The 19,080-nt window shown below is 45.0% G+C and carries 14 protein-coding genes, 1 pseudogene and 1 riboswitch; of the genes and pseudogenes, 3 read left to right on the top strand and 12 right to left on the bottom strand.

The window, feature by feature from the left end; translation table 11 throughout:
* Positions 1-54: 54 nt before the first annotated feature.
* The 4 genes from bluB to H538_RS0119280 all read right to left on the bottom strand — a co-directional run bounded on the left by bluB (position 55) and on the right by H538_RS0119280 (position 6,368).
* The gene (bluB, locus tag H538_RS24550) at positions 55-762 is read right to left on the bottom strand and encodes a 5,6-dimethylbenzimidazole synthase (RefSeq protein ID WP_051291580.1); all 708 of its coding nucleotides are present in this window, start codon (positions 760-762) and stop codon (positions 55-57) included.
* A 155-nt stretch (positions 763-917) separates the two neighbouring features.
* On the bottom strand, positions 918-1,883 hold the full coding sequence (locus tag H538_RS0119295) for a nuclease-related domain-containing protein (RefSeq protein ID WP_026678963.1): 966 nt from the start codon (positions 1,881-1,883) through the stop codon (positions 918-920).
* A gap of 476 nt (positions 1,884-2,359) precedes the next feature.
* A complete protein-coding gene (locus tag H538_RS0119285; protein WP_026678962.1) occupies positions 2,360-4,306 on the bottom strand; it encodes a PTS fructose transporter subunit IIABC in 1,947 nt (648 codons plus the stop codon).
* A gap of 139 nt (positions 4,307-4,445) precedes the next feature.
* Entirely contained in the window at positions 4,446-6,368 is a 1,923-nt protein-coding gene (locus H538_RS0119280; protein WP_026678961.1) for a BglG family transcription antiterminator, read from the bottom strand.
* A gap of 182 nt (positions 6,369-6,550) precedes the next feature.
* Between H538_RS0119280 and H538_RS0119275 the strand changes: the two genes are divergently transcribed.
* Together H538_RS0119275 and H538_RS0119270 are read left to right on the top strand one after the other, a co-directional pair.
* Complete coding sequence (locus H538_RS0119275; RefSeq protein ID WP_026678960.1) at positions 6,551-7,447, top strand: AEC family transporter; 897 nt, start codon at positions 6,551-6,553, stop codon at positions 7,445-7,447.
* Positions 7,448-7,684: 237 nt separating this feature from the next.
* A complete protein-coding gene (locus H538_RS0119270; protein WP_026678959.1) occupies positions 7,685-8,494 on the top strand; it encodes a C40 family peptidase in 810 nt (269 codons plus the stop codon).
* Here the strand turns inward: H538_RS0119270 and H538_RS27175 are convergent.
* The 4 genes and pseudogenes from H538_RS27175 to H538_RS25230 form a co-directional block, all read right to left on the bottom strand.
* Positions 8,427-8,972, bottom strand: a complete 546-nt coding sequence (locus tag H538_RS27175; RefSeq protein ID WP_035351668.1) for a hypothetical protein — start codon at positions 8,970-8,972, stop codon at positions 8,427-8,429. The genes H538_RS0119270 and H538_RS27175 overlap by 68 nt on opposite strands.
* Before the next feature lie 114 nt (positions 8,973-9,086).
* Positions 9,087-10,472: an amino acid permease gene (locus H538_RS0119260; RefSeq protein WP_026678958.1), complete on the bottom strand. Its 1,386-nt coding sequence runs from the start codon at positions 10,470-10,472 to the stop codon at positions 9,087-9,089.
* Between the two features lie 177 nt (positions 10,473-10,649).
* Positions 10,650-11,387: pseudogene (locus H538_RS24540) on the bottom strand (phosphoglycerate dehydrogenase); the annotation flags it as partial.
* 175 nt (positions 11,388-11,562) lie between these two features.
* Positions 11,563-11,645, bottom strand: a riboswitch (ZMP/ZTP riboswitch).
* A gap of 101 nt (positions 11,646-11,746) precedes the next feature.
* Entirely contained in the window at positions 11,747-12,562 is an 816-nt protein-coding gene (locus tag H538_RS25230) for a LysR family transcriptional regulator (protein ID WP_051291579.1), read from the bottom strand.
* Positions 12,563-12,719: 157 nt separating this feature from the next.
* Between H538_RS25230 and H538_RS0119245 the strand changes: the two genes are divergently transcribed.
* Complete coding sequence (locus H538_RS0119245) at positions 12,720-13,952, top strand: cysteine desulfurase (protein WP_026678957.1); 1,233 nt, start codon at positions 12,720-12,722, stop codon at positions 13,950-13,952.
* 39 nt (positions 13,953-13,991) lie between these two features.
* Here the strand turns inward: H538_RS0119245 and H538_RS0119240 are convergent, their stop codons facing one another.
* The 4 genes from H538_RS0119240 to H538_RS0119225 all read right to left on the bottom strand — a co-directional run bounded on the left by H538_RS0119240 (position 13,992) and on the right by H538_RS0119225 (position 18,482).
* The gene (locus H538_RS0119240) at positions 13,992-15,257 is read right to left on the bottom strand and encodes an MFS transporter (RefSeq protein ID WP_026678956.1); all 1,266 of its coding nucleotides are present in this window, start codon (positions 15,255-15,257) and stop codon (positions 13,992-13,994) included.
* Between the two features lie 110 nt (positions 15,258-15,367).
* On the bottom strand, positions 15,368-16,387 hold the full coding sequence (gene pdxA / locus H538_RS0119235) for a 4-hydroxythreonine-4-phosphate dehydrogenase PdxA (RefSeq protein ID WP_035351696.1): 1,020 nt from the start codon (positions 16,385-16,387) through the stop codon (positions 15,368-15,370).
* Positions 16,387-17,706 carry a four-carbon acid sugar kinase family protein gene (locus tag H538_RS0119230; protein ID WP_026678954.1) on the bottom strand — a complete coding sequence of 440 codons (1,320 nt, stop codon included), beginning with the start codon at positions 17,704-17,706 and terminating at the stop codon, positions 16,387-16,389. Before H538_RS0119230 ends, pdxA begins: the two co-directional genes overlap by 1 nt.
* Entirely contained in the window at positions 17,703-18,482 is a 780-nt protein-coding gene (locus H538_RS0119225) for a DeoR/GlpR family DNA-binding transcription regulator (RefSeq protein WP_026678953.1), read from the bottom strand. The genes H538_RS0119230 and H538_RS0119225 overlap by 4 nt, the downstream gene beginning before the upstream one ends.
* Positions 18,483-19,080 lie beyond the last annotated feature (598 nt).

Genomic DNA, 19,080 nt, shown 5'->3' with positions numbered 1-19,080 from the left:
AAATCCATCAGAACCGAACCGATTCGATTGAATCGGTTCTCTGCGTTTTAAAGTTTAACATTTATTTTGATGAGGGAGAGGAAAATCTTCACTATCCATCATTTTGCCTGTTTCCTTTGTTTCCCACTTATTTTCGAAAATCAGTCGGTCTAATTGTCGGCGCTTTTCCCAATTATGTATTTCAAGCAAGGGACGCTCCGGATAATGATCTGTATATCCAATTGAGATAAGTGCGACGGGATCAATATGATACGGAATATCAAGAATACTTCTAACATCGGACTTTTTATAAAAACTGACCCAGCCCATCGCCAATCCTTCCGCATAAGCGGCAAGCCACATATTTTGGATTGCGCAGCTAACTGACATCAGATCCGTTTCCGGAATGGAGTTTCTCCCCAGTACATGATCTCCCCCGCTAAACGGATTGCACGTTACGCAAATCGTAACAGGCGCTTCAAGAATGCCAGCTATTTTCAGGTCAAGAAACTTCATTTCCCGGTCTGTACCTTCATAATGGATGGACAGGGCACGCCGTTCTTTTTCAACGGCTTTTGCAAGCTTTTTCTTCATCTCTTCTTTTTTGACCAAAATGAAGTTCCACGGCTGCATAAAACCGACTGAAGGGGCATGATGGGCCGCCTCTAACACATTGCGCAATTTTTCATCGGGTATCGGCCTTGTCAAAAAGGATCGTATATCTCTCCTGTTAAAAATCGCCTTATATACACCATTTCTTTCTTCTTCCGTTAATCGATGCAAAATCATCCCTCCTAATTTTGAGATGGGCAATCCTCGTTTCGGTTAACGCAATTATACATGCCCGCCATGGCAAGTCAAGAATTCAGAACACGGCTAATTTAAACGAGGACACTTTCTTCTTCAAAAATAGGTTCAAAGCTGCTCAACTGATGAACTCAATCATCAAACGGCAGATAGTACTTCCTCGCTTTTTTGTCTCCGGAAAAAGGTATTTTCATTGAAGTTAAAATTTTATTCGCAACCATACTTGAAGAAATCTGCAGGAAATTCCTCAACTTTTTATTAGTGATTATTGATTGGAAAAGGAGATAATAATCGTTTAACGCCTGAAGATGGGCATCTTTCGAGGAATGAGAGCAATTGAAGCAAACCCATTTTCCCCACTTTCTTTCCATAGGGAGCGTTGCACACTGGGGACATTGGACTCCGGTTAAAAGTTCCGATTCATTGATCCCAAATTGTTGAAGGATATCCGGGTTGCCCGGGGTGTGATGTTTAACGAGAAGTTTACAGAGCTTGGGGATCTCTTTTGGTGTGATGACTTCTTCTTTATGAATCTCTTTTAACGCATTAATTTTATCAAGAAGACTTGGAGTACGAATAACAGATAGTAACGGAATATTACTGGGAGATGTTTTAACCAGTGCATTTGGGTATGTTATAACAACGAGAGATTCTAGCGGCATTGATGGAAAATGATTGTTTTTCAGCCATCTCGCAAATTGGAACTGCTGATGTTTGACTTGCTGAACAGGATCTGGGAAAACCTCTTCTTTTTCATTAATAATGCGTATCAACTGATGGAAATTTTGATCAAAAATAAGCGTTCCAGACAAATTTTTCGCCTCAAGAATAAGAGAAAAAGAGGGGGAAAGAATGAGCGTATCGAGTTGAAAATAGTAATCTTTTTCAGTAAGCCGGATATCATGTAAAATGAAGAACTCTTGCTCTGGAAGAAAGCTTAAATAGTAATCCAAAGACTGCTCTCCCTTGTAGCCCGATAATCTTCTCGCCAGCTCCCGTTCCACTTCCATTCGCTTCGGATGAGCAGGAGGCAATCGACGCAATAAAGCTTCTAACTTTCTTATTTTAAGCGGTACTTTTCGATGTTTTACAATCAAATGATCACTCTCCCTATTTTTTTAAAATCATTCGTTATTAAATACTTCTATTCCTGCTTTCGTATAAAATTATTCCCACCTCAATTCAGCGTTGATCCGACTGGTCCGTACGAATGTTATCAATCAGTTCAGCGCTGTTATCTTTCATTTCGATCCGTTTATCAATCAATTTACGGCTCTTTTCAATTTACTTTTTTCTTATCAATCAGTTAGGAGCTGTTATCCTTCATTTCGATCCGTTTATCAATCAATTTACGGCTCTTTTCAATTTATTTTTATCTTATCAATCAGTTCAGCGCTGTTATCTTTCATTTCGATCCGTTTATCAATCAATTTACAGCTCTTTTCAATTTATTTCTGCTTTATCAATCATTTCTGCGCTGTTATTTTTCATTTTGATCCGTTTATCAATCAAATTAAGCTGTGGGAAAAATATTAGAGCCCGATTCAAAACTAAATCGGGCTTCGATATTATTTTATTCAATTGCTTCAAGCAGCTTGTAAGCTTCTTCTTTCGATGGAACTGCTAATAGTTTTTCTCTGTAGTCGTCGTCCATTAGCTTTCGGGAGAGCATTTGGAGAATTTTCAAATGTTCGTTTCCTTCGCTGTCTTTAGGGACGGCGATCATGAAAATCAATTTGGCATCTGTGCCGTCGAGGCTGCCCCAATCTACGCCTTCTCGCTTGATCCCGAATGCGACCGTCGGCTGTTTGACACTATTCGATTTTCCGTGCGGGATTGCGATGTTCATGCCGATCCCCGTCGTGCTTTCCCTCTCGCGGTTTAAAATCGCTTGTTTGAATGCAGCTGCGGAATGCAGTTTGCCCGCACTGTCTAATTTTTGAATCATTTCCTCAATGACATCATCGCGGGTTTCCCCTTTTAATTCGATGTCAATAAGCTCAAGGCTCGTAATGTCTGTCAGTTTTTTGATTTCAACGTTTCGCTCAGGCTCTTCGACTGCTTGTGGCGCTTGCACATCCATCACTGCCACCTCCTGCGCGACTGCCGCCTGTGCCACGTCGATTTTACTGACATCCTTTTTTAAAAGGTTGACGCTCATGGCGGTCACAATGGCACCAACGATTACTGCGATAAAGAACATGAACACATTATCAACCGCTCCAAGCACGGCGACGATTGGTCCGCCATGAGCGACTCTGTCTCCGACGTGCCCGAGCATCGCGATCACGGATCCCGTCATCGATCCGGCCATAATACTTGGAATGACCCTGAGCGGATCCTGCGCGGCAAATGGAATAGCGCCTTCGGTAATCCCAAACAGACCCATTGTAAAGCTGGCTTTTCCTGCTTCCCTCTCAGCATCACGGAATTTTCTCTTGCCGATGAATGTGGCAAGGCCCATCCCAATCGGCGGTATGCAAATAGCTGCGGCGATCGGTCCCATAATTTCGTAGTTCCCTTCAGCGATCATGGCGGATCCGAAAAGGAAAGCGACCTTATTGACCGGACCGCCCATGTCAAAGGAAATCATCGCGCCTAAAATGAGCGCCAGGAGAATGGAACTTGTCCCTTGCATGCTTGCCAGCCAGTGCGTCAATCCTTCAAAAATGTGGGCGACAGGCGATCCGATGATAAATACAAATGCCAGCCCGACAATGAGTGAAGCAAATACAGGAATGATAATGATCGGCATGATTGGCTGGACTACTTTCGGAACTTTTACTTTCTTAATTCCTAACGCGACATATCCGGCAAGGAAACCGGCGATGATGCCGCCAATGAATCCTGCTCCAGCTTCACTACCATAGAAGCTTCCGTTTGCAGCAATATATCCCCCAATCATTCCCGGGGCTAGCCCTGGCCGATCCGCAATACTAACGGCAATAAATCCGGACAGAATCGGAACCATAAACGTAAATGAAGCGCTTCCGAGTTTTTCAATCGTTTTCCAGAAGGAATGGTCCGGAATGACGAGGCCGCCCGGTGTTTTTTCTCCTCCGATCGTAAGCGCAACGGCAATCAATAACCCCCCGATCACGATGAACGGAATCATGTATGATACACCATTCATTAAATGGCGGTAAATCGGGTTTTGCTTGTCTTTTCTTTCCTTCTTGATGTCTTCTGCCGATCGTAACTCGGCCTGGTAGACAGGCACATCACCGCTCATCACTTTTTTAATCAATTCTTCAGGCTTACGGATCCCGTCCTGCACTCCGGCAATCAACACTTTTTTTCCGACGAATCGATCTTTATTTACCGCTTTGTCGGCGGCGATAATAATGCCGTCCGCTTCACGGATGTCTGTATCCGTAAATTCATTCTCCACGCCGATCGAGCCCTGGGTCTCCACCTTCATTTGAACTCCGAGCTGATCTGCCGCTTTTTGGAGATTTTCCGCTGCCATGTACGTATGGGCAATGCCATTCGGACACGATGTAATCGCTAACAGCTTCATGAATCATCCTCCCCCTTCTATTTCGCAATCGCTTACATTTACTATATCGCGAAATGATGGAGATAAAAGTTTCATTTTTTACCGCAGCTTCGGAAAAAGCGGTTATTATTAATAAACAAAGCAGTCGTCCTTGCCCGTTTTACGATTTAAAATAAGATAAAAACTTCATCGTATCCGTTTCTCTCAGAAGTGTTTGAATTAAAGCAGGCTGCTCGCTAATCGAAGATAATTCGCGGAACAGCTCCCTTGTCTCCTCTTGCTCATCATTTTTAACAGCCAGCATGAACACTAACGCTACCTTTTCACCTCCCCATTCAATCGGTTTCTTTAATGTGGCGATCGCAATAGCGGACTGCTTGATCAACTTCGGATTTCCGTGTGGAATGGCAATACCCGCCCCAATCGTTGTTGCCGACATTCTTTCCCTTAAAATCGCATGGTGAGCATACTCTTTTTCCACATAACCTTTATCATAGAGGGCGTTCGCCAATTTTTCGATCAGTTTATAACGGTGTTCAACGTCTTGCTGTAGAAAAACCAAAAAGGGAGTCGTATGCTTTAAAATGGTCGATTCTTTTGCTTTTTCTCGATTCGGTTCATTCAGCTGTTGGATAAAATGGCCCAACTTCTTCTCCTCCGTCGCTTCCAGCAGGGGCGACACGACAATGTGGGGGACTTGCAGTTCAGGAAGCGAAACGGTAGAAATGACAAGGTCGACATCATGTTCAGACAAAAAGCCTTTAAGCTCTGCTTTTGCTATACAACCAATGACGTTGACCAGGTGGAATTTTCTCTCGATCTTAGTCAGAAGTAGCTGGGACATCCCAATCCCCATATGACAAACAATGACGGCATTTTTCACTTTCCCCTTATCGGTATGTAGCCTCTCAAGCGCGGCCTGAAAGTGCAGTGTTAAATAGCCCGCTTCCTCTTCGGGAATGACAAGAGTAAAGGACTGATCGATTTCTTCTAATACGTGAATGATCTTATTAAACATGTAAGGATACATCTTTTTAATGTCGCCGAGCATCGGATTGGTTACAGAAAGCCCGTAATTCAAGCGATTCAATACTGTGTATAAATGGATCTTCAACCCCTCTGCAAGAGCCTTGTCTTTCGTAAAGTCCACCCCGTTCAACTCCGACATGCGAGAGATGAGATCATCCAAGAGCCGGGAAAGAACCGGGCTGTTTTCTTCCGCTGCCCATGTTCCATCGCGAAATTTCCCGCCCGAAAGATGTAAAGCCAGATAGATGGCTTCATCTTCCGGAAAATGAACAGCGAAAACACGTTCTAACTTCTTCAGAAATTCAGACGCCCACGCAGATTCCTTTTTCCCTTTTAAAAGCGTTTTCTCTTTTTCCGATATAGAAATCGGCTGTTTCAATTTTGTTCGCTTTACGATAAAAAGAGTGTGCATGATCAGCCCTTCAAAGGTTTCATCCGCGAACGATAAGGAATGGCGCTTCTCTAACGCTTTCAATTCCCTTTTTACGAATTCTACCTCATGAAGTGAAAATTGCTTTTTCATGAATTGGCCGGTAAGCTCTGGATTGTCGATCAGCTCCCATAGCCGGGATAATGCCGCTCGTTTCTTTTTTTCGTTTCCATCAATCGACAGGCCGACTCTTTTTCTTGTTACTAACGACAAGTCGTACCGCTTTAGCCACTTCTCGATTTTGTCCAGATCTTTTTTTATCGTTGCGCGATTGACAAAATAGTGGGAAGCAAGCTCCTGGGCAGTGACCGATTTGACCGCCATCAACAGCTTGTAAGCGATTTGAATGACTCTTGCTTCATCTGTAGAGGCGGCATCTGTCAAATGCAACTCGCGAAACAAACGGGCTTTATCCTCTTTGTCAATCTCAAGAATAACGCCAAGACCCGGCTTTCGGATTAAAGCGGCATCCACCTTGTCTCTTAATTCATTTTCAATCACCTTCAAATCGCTCCTAATGGTCTTTTCAGAACAAGCTGCCTTCTCCGCCAGATCTTGAACGTGCCAATAGCCGTCCGATTCCGTTAATAAAATATGTAGTATTTCCTTTTGCCTCTCATTCATATACACTCACCCGCTAAAGCACAGTTATACAAAGAGTATATTTCTAATTCCGTTCACGCGCAAAAAAATATGAACATTTTCTTATCAAAGAGGCTTTTTATTCGGAAAAGGCAAGTTGAATGTTGACTGCACATGGTAGAATAATCTTAACAACAAGACCTCCAATAGAAAGAAGGATACATATGATCGCATTGCTGGAAACCGTTTTTCCGGTTTTTTTAATTTTTTTATCGGGATTCATCATTCAGAAGAAATTTTCGCTTGATATAAAAAGCATTTCGAATATGTCCATCTACATTTTGAACCCCGTCCTCATTTTTGAAACATTTTATACATCAAAAATGAACGGCCAATTCGGTTATATTGTCATCATCCAGCTATTGCTGCTCATCGGGCTGATTTTAACGACCAAGATTGCTTGCCGGCTGCTTCGCTATGATCTCAGGACGGAAAGCGCACTGATGCTCACAACGGCATTTATGAATTCGGGCAATTACGGCACGCCGATCATTTTATTCGCATTTGGAAAAAAAGGATTTCAAGAAGCGGTTTTAATTATGGTTTTGCAAGCGATCATTATGGGGATATTTGCGGTTTATTATGCGTCCAGAGGAAAGGCGAGCATGAAAGACGCCATATTGAACATTTTCAAATTGCCAAATATTTATGCGGTGCTCCTTGGCCTTCTTTTGCAATATAGCCACGTTCCGCTGCCGGACAGCTTTATGCAGGCGGTTGATTTAGTCGGAAGGGCATCGATCCCTGTTGTCATGCTCGTGTTAGGGATGCAGCTCGCAACAGTTGCCGTAAAGGATTTTGATGGAAAGCTCATCTCGCTCGGAACAGTCATCCGGCTGGTCATCTCTCCGCTTCTGGCATGGGGGATTTGCTGCCTTTTTCCGATTTCGCCTTTATCGAAAAACGTCATTCTCATCATCGCCGGAATGCCTTCAGCGGCCACGGCACTTCTATACGCTGTTCAATATGAAGCGCGGGCCAAACTTGTCTCAAGCATTACATTAGTTTCCACCGTTCTCAGCTTCATTTCGATTGCGTTATTGTTAAATCTCGTAAAGTGAGCCGGCATTCATGTACCGGCTCTTTTTTATGCCATGAGAACGAAAGGCAGCATCCGCCTCCACCTTCGCTTAACCGGAGCCAGCCAATCGGCCGAATTCCATTCACCCAAAAAATCCGAATATACAATATATTCAAATCTATTACAAGTAGCTTACTTTTATCGAGCAACTCTAGTATTTAATTGTCTATTTTACTAGAATAATAGAGTCAATAGATGAAATATGAGGTGCAGTATCATGAAAAAACAATTTGTTTCGATAACGACAGCCGCTCTATTCGGGAGCACATTATTTACAACGGGAGCTTTCGCCGCGGATGTGAAAGTGCAAAAAGGCGATACGCTCTGGGAGTTTTCGAAAAAATATGGAACGAGCGTGCAGGCAATCAAAAGCGCCAACCATTTAACTTCCGACATCATCTACGTTGGCCAAACATTACATATCCCTGAAAAAAATAATAGCTCTTCAAGCAGTAGCACAACGACAACCTATACAGTGAAATCCGGTGACTCGCTATGGGGAATCGCGAAAAAATTCGGCACGACCGTCTCCCGGCTGAAAAGCTTAAATCATTTATCAAGTGACTTGATTTATCCGGGGCAAAAACTGAAAGTCACCGGTACGGGCGGCTCTTCAGCTGGCACGGGGACAAGTTCAAGCACATCAACCGCCAACAAGAACGGTTCAATTAGTACGAGCAAACTCGTTTCGGATGCGAAAGCGTTAATCGGCACCCCTTATCAATGGGGAGGCACGACACCTTCCGGGTTTGACTGCTCGGGCTTCATCTACTATGTGCTCAATAAGCAAATTTCTGTTCCAAGGCTCAGCACAGCCGGCTATTGGAATATGATGAAAAGCGTCAGCTCGCCGCAAGTCGGGGATTTCGTCTTTTTTGAAACGTACAAGTCCGGCCCTTCCCATATGGGCATTTACGTTGGCGGCGGAAACTTCATCAATGCAAGTTCCTCCTACGGCGTCACCATTTCAAATATGAACAGCTCGTATTGGAAGCCAAAATACCTGGGCGCAAGACGGATGAACTAATCATAACCATTCTCCTGACGAAAAAACACCCTTTGAGGTGTTTTTTCGCGTTTATATAGATGTGCAGTCCAACTCGCAGCTCTATCCGCAAAATGGGCCCTTTATCCGCCAATTTAGGCCCTCTATCCGCCAATTTGGGCTCTCTATCCGCCAATTTGGGCTCTCTATCCGCCAATTTAGGCCCTCTATCCGCCAATTTGGGCTCTCTATCCGCCAATTTGGGCTCTCTATCCGCCAATTTGGGCTCTCTATCCGCCAAAATGGGTTCTCTATTCACTGACGGTGAAAAGATCCCCTCTTTTTCTAATCGTTCAACGGACTTTCCTATAATAGAGGAAGCTTCTTTTCCATAGATCGAAAGGCAATTTGGATTGGCGCGCAGAACCATCCCGTCGCCGTCCGTAATCACAATATTGTCATTGGAGAATTTTAGAATCGCATTGAGTTCAATTTCGCGCAGATCTTCTGTTTTTTTCATCCAATCACCAAACTTTCAGGGAATTTCGAAAAATTTCATTTAAAAAAAAGAAGTATTACGAGCAATAAAATAATGGGGACAATCATCTTGACTATCCCCATTACTTGACATCATCTATGCGATTTCATCCTTTTTTTCCGTTTCTGCCGGAATCCGCTTACCAATGCCAAAAACATAAAAGCTGACGGCGATAATCGCAAGGAATACGATCCCTACAATAAGAGAAACACGGGTATCATCATTAAACCACATCCCCACTAATACCATCAGTAAGTAGGCAAGGGTCAAGTAGTTTGTAAAAGGCGCAAAAGGCATTTTAAATGGATGATTGGCCATTTCCGCCCCTTTTAGTTTTCGGAAGCGAATTTGGCTGATCAAAATAACAAACCATGGAACCATTCCCGGAAGCACGCTCGCGCTGTACACATACACAAATAAGTTTTTCGGTGCAATGTAGCTTAAAATGACGCCAACGGCAAGTCCAACCATTACGCCAAGCGTACTGAACAAAGGCACGCCATTTGAAGTTAGTTTCGTAAAGAATTTTGGAGCTTGTCCATTCATTCCTAGCGTATAAAGCATGCGGCCTGCGCTGTAAATCCCGCTGTTACAGCCGGACATTGCCGCTGTGATGACGACAAAGTTAATGATTCCTGCCGCTGCTGTAATGCCAATTTTCGCAAACGTTGCAACAAACGGGCTCCCGATCGAACCTAGCTTATCCCACGGGTAAACGGTTACAATCACAAAAATTGCGCCAATATAGAAGATTAAAACACGCCAAATAATGCTTTGAATCGCGCTCGTTAACGTTTTTTGCGGGTCTTTCGCCTCGCCGGCAGTAATCCCGATGAGTTCAACTCCCTGGTAAGCACCGACAACTAATGATAAAGCAAAGAAGAACCCTGACCATCCGCCTGTAAAGAAGCCGCCATGTTTCCAGAGATTCGATAAACCAATGGCATCTCCTCCGTTACCGAATCCGAAGAAAACTAGGCCAAGTCCTGCAACAATCATCAATACAATCGTGATGATTTTAATCATCGCAAACCAGAATTCAAATTCGCCAAATGATTTAACCGAAATTAAGTTGGCCGCGCCAAGAATAATCATTGCGATGACACCCGGCACCCAGGCAGGCAAATTCGGGAACCAGTACTGCATGTACGTTCCGACCGCAATGATCTCTGACATGCCAACGATGACCCACTGGAACCAGTTACTCCATGCCGTCATATAGCCTGCGAGCGGGTGAATGTACTTATGGCCAAACGTCGCAAATGAACCGGTGCTTGGCTCTACATATAACATTTCTCCCATTGCCCGCATAATGAAAAAGATAAAGATCCCTGAGATGGCATAAGCAAGCAGGACTGACGGGCCTGTCCATTGAATCGTGCTTGCCGAGCCCATAAATAAACCGACACCTATCGTGCCGCCAAGAGCGATCATTTGAATATGCCGCGCGTTGAGGCCTCTTTTCAACTCTTTGTTCGCCACTTCATTTCCTCCTCATGTGCTATTAATAGGCCTGAAGCCATTAATGTTTTCTTTGGTGCCAAATGACAAAGCAGCATCATTTTTTACTTATTAAAACTTTCTATCATTTAGAATTTTATCATAATAAGCCATACTAATAAATATTTTCTCAGTTAATAGTATGGCTCCAAATTTTTCTTAAATCACGCGAACGGTTATGATACCTGCAATTTGCTTGATTTTCTCTTCAAGGCCTGGAACAAGCTTCTTGTTCACTTCGCTATCGATGTCGATTAACGTATACGCATAATCCCCGCGGCTTCTGTTCACCATGTCGGCAATGTTCAAGTGATCGTCCGAAATGGCGGATGTAATCTGGCCGACCATGTTTGGAACGTTATGATGGAATGCGGCAAGGCGCTGTTTTCCTGTATAAGGCAGGAACGCATTTGGAAAGTTGACCGAATGTTTAATGTTGCCTGTTTCTAAAAATTCCTTCAATTGGCGGGCCGCCATAATCGCGCAGTTCTCCTCCGATTCAGTCGTTGAAGCGCCTAAATGCGGGATAGAAATCGCATTGTTCATTTTCAGCACATTTTCATTTGGAAAATCCGTAATATACTTGCCAACTTTTCCGCTATTAAGCGCAGCCGCCATATCCTCTTCGTTAATAAGCTCACCGCGGGAAAAATTTAAAATATGAACGCCGGGTTTCATCATGCTAAAGGCAGTTTCATTGAACATTTCTCTCGTATCATCTGTCAACGGAACGTGCACAGTAATAAAATCGGATTCAGCAAACAACTGTTCAATCGTCATTGCGCGCTGGACATTGCGGGACAAATTCCAGGCCGTATCCACAGAAATAAACGGATCAAATCCAATCACGTCCATGTCGAGCCCGAGCGCGTCATTTGCGATAAGCGCGCTTTGTGCAATATGGTTTAACGTTTTGATCGTTTTAACTTTTTCTAAAGTTATAGTGCTCATATTCGCCTCTCCTCTTCCTATTTTTATTGTTTCAAATTTCTGAACTTCAAAGCGCCGAATTTGTTTTGGCCTCGACCTATCCCCTCCCGAAAAACAAAAAGAGGCAAGGGAAAAAATCCCTTACCTCAGCCCAGGCGAACGGCTATTTTCGATACTATGTGCTCCCTCGCGGTGATCCGCGTTTCGCCAGTCACACATAGCCTTTAAATTTATTTTATAATAGCAAATTTTCTATCAACCAGCAATACTAAAATAATTCCATTTGCCTTTGTTATCGAAACTCCTTATTTTTCCAAATAATTGTTTTACCTCGTGCGCAAATGGTTTAAAAAATACCATAAACTTTGCGAAAGCCGCTCAGCCGGGCGGGTGACGACATTAACGGTTGTGACATATGGGCGATAGCCTGGCCACTGTTGAAGTTTGCCGCCGGCGATTTCCGATTCCACGGAAGATTCCAAAACGACGCCATATCCAACGCCTTCCATAACAAAGCGCTTCACCGCCTCCGTAGATTCAAGCCTCATCACATCTAATCCAAGTTCTTCAGCCTCAGGCACGGCCATATCGCCTGGAATGAGCATTCTTCTCGTTTTTAATGGCGCCGGCGGTTGAATGCCGATTAAGCGCACGTTTGCGAATGATGTCACTCTTAACGAAAAATGATCTATAGGGGCGTTCAAGGTCAATCCCGCGTCAATGCTGCCCAATCGGACCAATCTTTCAATTTCTTCATCCGTATAAGTTTTTAGCTCTAGACCGATATTGGGATAAGCTTCGGTAAATGAACAAATGGCTTCCGCTAGCAAATACGTTTCAACGACTCGAGAAGAGCCGATCACGATTCTCCCCCGCTTCCCCTCACGGAACTCGTCCATCGACCGGTTAATTTGCCCTTCTAATGATAACATCGCTTCCGCATATTCCGCTAATGTAATTCCGGCGTCCGTAACGGAAATATTCCTCCCAACGACGGTGAATAGCGTGACCCCTAGCTCTTTCTCCAACCGCTTAAGTTGCATCGAAAGAGCGGGTTGGCTCATATTCAGCTCATTGGCAGCCTGTGTGATGTTCCCTTTTTTGATCACTTGCAAAAATAAAGCTAAATGTCTCGTATTCATGGCGCCCTCCAAACCCATCCATAACATCTATATTATGATTATATAACAATAATTAGATTTGTATTATAGGTAATTTCATGCCATCATATGGATAAAAGCCGTTACCTGCCGTAAAGGCAAATCAAATTTTTAGATGGAATGGAAAGGAGAATCATTCATGGACATTAATGAAATTCGAAAGCAATTTCCGATCCTTAATGAGACAGTCAATGGCCATCCTTTAGTTTATTTAGATAGTTCAGCAACTTCGCAAAAACCGCTCTCCGTTATCCGGGCACTGGAGGATTACTATAAGCGATACAATTCGAATGTGCACAGGGGCGTACATACGCTTGGAACGCTTGCGACAGATGCTTTTGAAAATGCCAGGGAAAAAGTGAAGCAATTTATCCATGCAAAAGAGGCAGCGGAAATCGTCTTTACCCGTGGCACAACCGCGTCATTGAATCTAGTTGCACAATGCTATGTCAGAGAATTCCTGAAAGAAGGAGATGAAATTGTCACTACGCTAATGGAACATCATAGCAATCTCATCCCATGGCAACAAGCGGCTAAAAAAACCGGTGCTGTCCTTAAGTTTCTCCCGATTCAGCAGGATGGGACGATTCGTCTTGAAGATGCAGAAAAAACGATTACGCCAAGAACAAAATTTGTCTCCATCACCCATGTGTCCAATGTGATGGGAACCATTCTTCCCGTGAAAGAAATCGCGGAAATCGCCCACCGGCATGGAGCCGTCATTTGCGTTGACGCCGCCCAAAGCGCCCCGCATTTGAACATCGATGTTCAAGATCTGGATTGCGATTTTCTCGCGCTTTCCGGACATAAAATGGCCGCCCCCACCGGCATCGGGGTTCTTTACGGAAAGCGAGCGCTACTCGAGAAAATGGTACCTTATGAGTACGGCGGGGAAATGATTGATTTTGTCGATTTATATGATTCGACCTGGAAAGAACTCCCCTGGAAGTTTGAGGGAGGCACGTCCAACATCGCAGGCGCCATCGGTCTTGCCGCAGCGATCGACTTTTTAAAAGAAATTGGATTGGATGCCATCCGGCGCCATGAACAAAGGCTTACGGCCTATGCGTTGGAAATGCTATCCGCTATTGAGGGACTCGAAATCTATGGACCAAAGGATCCTGAGCAAAGAAGCGGACTTGTTACGTTTAATTTAGAAGATGTTCATCCGCACGATGTAGCAACCGTTTTGGATGCAGAGGGGATCGCCATCCGGGCGGGCCACCACTGCTGCCAGCCATTAATGAAGTGGCTTCAAGTTTCCGCTACCGCCCGCGCAAGCTTTTATCTATACAATTCAGAAGAAGACATTGATGCATTAGTCAAAGGATTGAAAAGCGCCCGACAATATTTCAACGCGATCCCTCAATAGACATTAAAGAGGCGGCACCCGGGTGGATGCTGCCTCTTTCTATTTCGCTTGATTTATTTTATGTTTTATTTGAGGCTGCTTGTTTTTCTTCATGCCTTTCCCCAGCAGCGCGCTGACAACCGCCGCTAAGGCAAGCGCAAGCGCGAGAAAATAGAAACCGGCATGAAAGCTTCCTGTCGCATCTTTAAACACTCCGAAAAACTTCGGCCCGAAATAGCCGCCAAGATTTCCGATCGCATTCTGAAGTCCAAGGGCGGCGCCGACCACTCCGGCGGGAATGATCGCCGTAGGGATCGCCCATAACGGCCCATAGGGGGCATATACCCCGATAGCGGTGACCGACAAAAGGAACATTTGGAGCAACGGAGATGAAACAAATTGCCCTGCCACCATTGAAACAGCCGCGATCAATAGCGGAACGACCACATGCTGCACCCGATTCAGGCGCTTGTCGGACCAATAAGAATTGACAATCATCCCGATGAGGGCAAAGGTAAATGGAATCGCCGTTAGCCATCCCATAGTGGCTGAATCCTTCGTGAATGTGCTGACAACGCTTGGAACCCATAGCGTATACCCGTAGAACCCGGTCATCCATAAAAAATACATAAGGACTAATCCCCACGTAACCTTATTTTTGAAGGCCGCTCCATACCCTTCCGATTGGACGGCTTGAGCTTGCTCCGCCTTCAAGTCTTTGAGCAGCTCCTCTTTTTCTGTCTGGTCCATCCACCCTGCTTCCGACGGTTTATCTTTTAACAGAAAGTACCAGACAAAGGCCCAGATCAATGGAGGGACGCCTTCAATGACGAAGACCATTTTCCAATCAAATTGCTTTAATAAAATGCCCGATAATGGCGCCATGAGGATGGCAGAAACCGGCAAGCACGCCATCCAAAATGCATTGGCCCGGGCGCGTTCACCAGTGGTGAACCAATTTGCAAGGAGAACGAGAACCGCCGGCCAAACGCCGCCTTCAGCAACTCCCAATAAAAACCGAACGACCTTGAGCTGGCCTTCCGTTTGGACAAATCCCGATGCCATCGCCGCAAGCCCCCAAAGTATCATCAAAATGAAAACGAACTTTCTTGCGGACCATTTCGAAGCGAGAATCCCGCCCGGAATTTGCAAGATTAAGTAGCCGACAAAAAAGATGCCAGCAATGTCACCTGCAGCGGATGCTGAAATGTTCAAATCCTTCTCCATATAGGGCAACAATACGCCGACATTAATCCGATCCATGTAAGCAAGCATATACATAATGAATGCAATTGGAATGATTTTGAGCCATTTAGACTGTCCCATAATAGTCTCCTCCCAAGAAAACAAAATATCGTCCATTCATAATTCCCAGGTAACCGCTTTCATTCTTGCGGAAGCAGAAGGGGAATTCATGATCCCCCGTTGATTTCCGCCTAAGCTTTTTGTGAAGCGCGGAACTTTTCAGCATATTTTGCGGCAAGCTTAATGGCTTCTTCCATGCTTACCGAACCAGCGAGCCCTTTTCCGGCAATGTCAAACGCCGTTCCATGGTCGACGGAAGTGCGAAGAAACGGCAATCCGTTTGTGATCGAGATCGTTCGTTCAAAATCTGTCATCTTGGCCGCAATATGCCCCTGATCATGGTAAAGGGAGAGAACCGCATCATATTTTCCATTCAATGCTTGATAAAAGACGGAATCCGCAGGCACAGGGCCAAAGGCATTGATTCCTTCTTTCCGGGCCTTCTCTATACCTGGCGCAATTTCATCCACTTCTTCCCTTCCGAACAATCCGTTTTCACCGCTATGCGGGTTTAATCCTGCAACGGCGATGGTTCCATTTTCGATTCCCAGCCGGTGGAGCGCTTTTGTACACCGCTTTAAATAATCATGCACCCGCTCTTTCGTCATTTGGCCAATTGCCTCTTTTAAGGACAAATGCCTGGTCAGGAAAAAGATCCTCAGCGAGCGGACTTCAAACATCGTCAACGGATCTTCTACCCCCGTAAGCTTGGCGAGCATTTCGGTATGGCCAATGTACGGAACATTCGCCGCTTTCAGCGATTCTTTATTGATCGGCGCAGTGGCGAAAGCATCGACAACGCCCTCGTTCGCGAATTCAATGCACGTTTGGATATAGTCAAATGCCGCCTGTCCGCACATCCCTTGAACTTCGCCCATCTTCAATTCTTCCATATCTACATTGTCCAAATGAATGATGTCGATTATTCCGCTAGTAAATTCCCCTTCAGAGGGGGTAGCAATTGGATTCAATTTCATCGATAAGCCAGTAATACTTAAAGCCTGGCTCATCACTTCTTTATGGCCGACGAGCACGGGCCGACAAACGTCATAAATTTCAGATTTTGAAAGGGCCTTCGCTATAATTTCAGGGCCTATTCCCGCCGGATCCCCCATAGATATTGCAATCACTGGTTTTTCATTAATTTTCATCATGACATGTTCTCCTTTATATCTTTAGATTTAGACAATTGCTTGAACAAATATCGAATGCAGACGGTGATGGCATCAGCGCCGCCGATTAATCCGCCTTTTGTGATGACGGGCATGCCATCGAGATAGCCTCCGGCGAAACGGCCATAGGCTGCGAGCGGAAAAACTTCGTCCATCAATTGGATTCCGTGGGCCCGGCTTGCTGCACAAATGGAGGCGGTGACATCCCCTCCGCTTGTAAAACATCCGCTGATTGCCGTCTCGCTTCCTTGAATGATCCGCTGGCTGATAAGCGCGAGGCCGTCGGTGATTTTTCTCGCCAGCGACTCCTGCGTCGTATTCTGCTTGCTGGCCAAAGCCTTCAAATCTAGCAAAGGCTGATCCGGCTGATTTGTCGTCACAAGGATGACGCTCTCCGTTTTTGTCCTCAGCAAGCCCTCCTCCACCCCTCTTAGAAGTTCATCATTTCTCACGTTTAAATCGGCGTTTGCCAGTTTTCCGGGATCAATGTAGACAGGCTGGACGTTCATTTTCTGAATAAGGTGGCCGATCTGCCTTTCGGTGACTGAAGTGCAGCTTCCTATCGAGACAAGTAGTTTAGGAGTTTTCACATCATTCCCGTATTTCTTTTTCGCATATGCGGCGGTAAGGGGGCCCGGATCTACCGGGACAAAGCAGGTTTTCCATTCAGCCATTGCGCTTGCTGTTTCTTCAATGTGCATCTCCGTGACAGCGTCAATGACGATGATCCTGCATCCACTGTCCACTAATTCGCTTATCTTCCGGGCAATCATGTTTTTACCACCCAGCACCTCATTCAATTCGATGCAACCTATTTTCCTTTCGCTCTGACTTGATATGATCCAGGGAATATATGAATCTTTTAGCGGAGACTGGGGATCTTTTCCGACGTCCGTCTCTTGCACGGGCACTCCATCCACAAGTAAATAACTTCCTACCGTCGTCCTGCCGGATGAAGGGTATGACGGCATGACGATGGCAACGGAATGATCGCCGATGCAATCCAGAATCGCATCGATTTCCACGCCAATGTTCCCGCGCGCTGTGCTGTCGATCCGCTTGCATAAGAGCTCGACTCCCTGTGCCAGCATCGCAGAAGCGATTTTGCTCACGCTCTGGTAGGCCGCTTTTTTCGATATATACCGGCTATCCGTATCAATGCAGATAGCATCGTAGTTAAACGGCTGGCTTAAAAACCCCTGAAGGATGGTGGCTGTTGAGAAGCCGTGCTTTGAAAGGAGGACCCCCGTCGCATTCGCTCCCGTTAAATCATCGGCTATGACGGCGATTTTCTTCATGAAACCTCTTCACTCCCTTCATGGACTTGATGAACGTTTACATGTTCGCTATATCGGAGTTTGTCCTCTTCAGATAGCTCTGAATCCGTAATGATCGCTTCGATTTGGCGAAGCGGGCAAACTTGCGAGAACGAGCATTTGTTAAATTTGCTGGAGTCGGCGATGACCCATGTTCTTGATGCGGATTCAACCATCAGGCGCTTGATCAGCGCTTTTTCCATAGTAGGGGCAGATAGCCCATTTTTAACGTCAATCGCATGTGCGCCAAGAAAAAGGATGTCGATCCGGATTTGCCTCAACAAAGCCTGGGCATGCGGGCCAAACATTGCCCCAACGCCCTTCTGGACCGATCCTCCGGTACAAATGACCTTGGAAGGGCAGTCCAGCAATTCGGAGGCGATTTTCAGGTCATTCGTTACAATCGTCAGGTCTTCCCTCGTTTTGATTTCTTTTGCGATCTCGATGGTTGTCGTCCCTGAATCCAACAAAATGCTCGATCCTTCAGGAATTAATGTCGCAGCGTATTTTGCGATTGTTTGTTTTTGTTCAATTCTCGTGATCGATTTACTGCTGTATGGCGTCTCCGCAATCAGTTCACTCGCAGCGACAGCCCCCCCGTGCGTCCGGACGATCTTTCCCTCTTTCTCTAGCAGAGAGAGATCCCTCCTTATGGTCATGCTTGATACATTCAGCTGATTGGCCAGTTGTTCGATTTCCACTTTGCCGTCTTTTTCAATCCGCTTTACAATCTCCAGTTTTCTTTCCAATGGCAACATACTTTTTCCATCCTTATTAATTTCTTATGTTCTATTATGTTACTTTATGTTCATTTACGCAAGTATTTTTTTGTAATATAACGAAAATTAACATAAATAATCAAAATTGAATCTCTTAAAAAGAAATGAGGCAGAGTTAGGACACTCTGCCCCATTTCAGAATCAATTTTCAAATGATAATGCTGTTAAACACCCTATGACTACAAGTAAAAAAACGGATCGAAATCTTGACCCATTTTTTTTTTAAAAAAACTAAGTTCACACTTTCCTTTTCAACACTTGATCGAAGTCGGCAAAAATTTTGACTCCCACAACTTCTTTTGCCGTACTTATTACCGATAGACGAACCTATTGAACAAAAATCCGCCTCTTATTATTGTCCTTGACACCCGTTCTATCGGACAGATTTTCGCCTTCGAACCTCATTTTTGTCCTTGAGACGGGTTCTATCGGACAGATTTTCGCCTCCGGGCCTCTTTTTTGTCCTTGAGACGGGTTCTATTGGACAGATTTCCTCCTCCTGGCCTCTTTTTTGTCCTTGAGACCTGTTCTATCGGACAGATTTTCGCCTCCGGGCCTCATTTTTGTCCTTGAGACC

Source organism: Fictibacillus gelatini DSM 15865 (assembly GCF_000430745.1).
GTDB lineage: Bacteria > Bacillota > Bacilli > Bacillales > Fictibacillaceae > Fictibacillus_A > Fictibacillus_A gelatini.
Note: the sequence above shows the minus strand (reverse complement) of the source record. Positions and strands in the feature narration are given on the sequence as shown.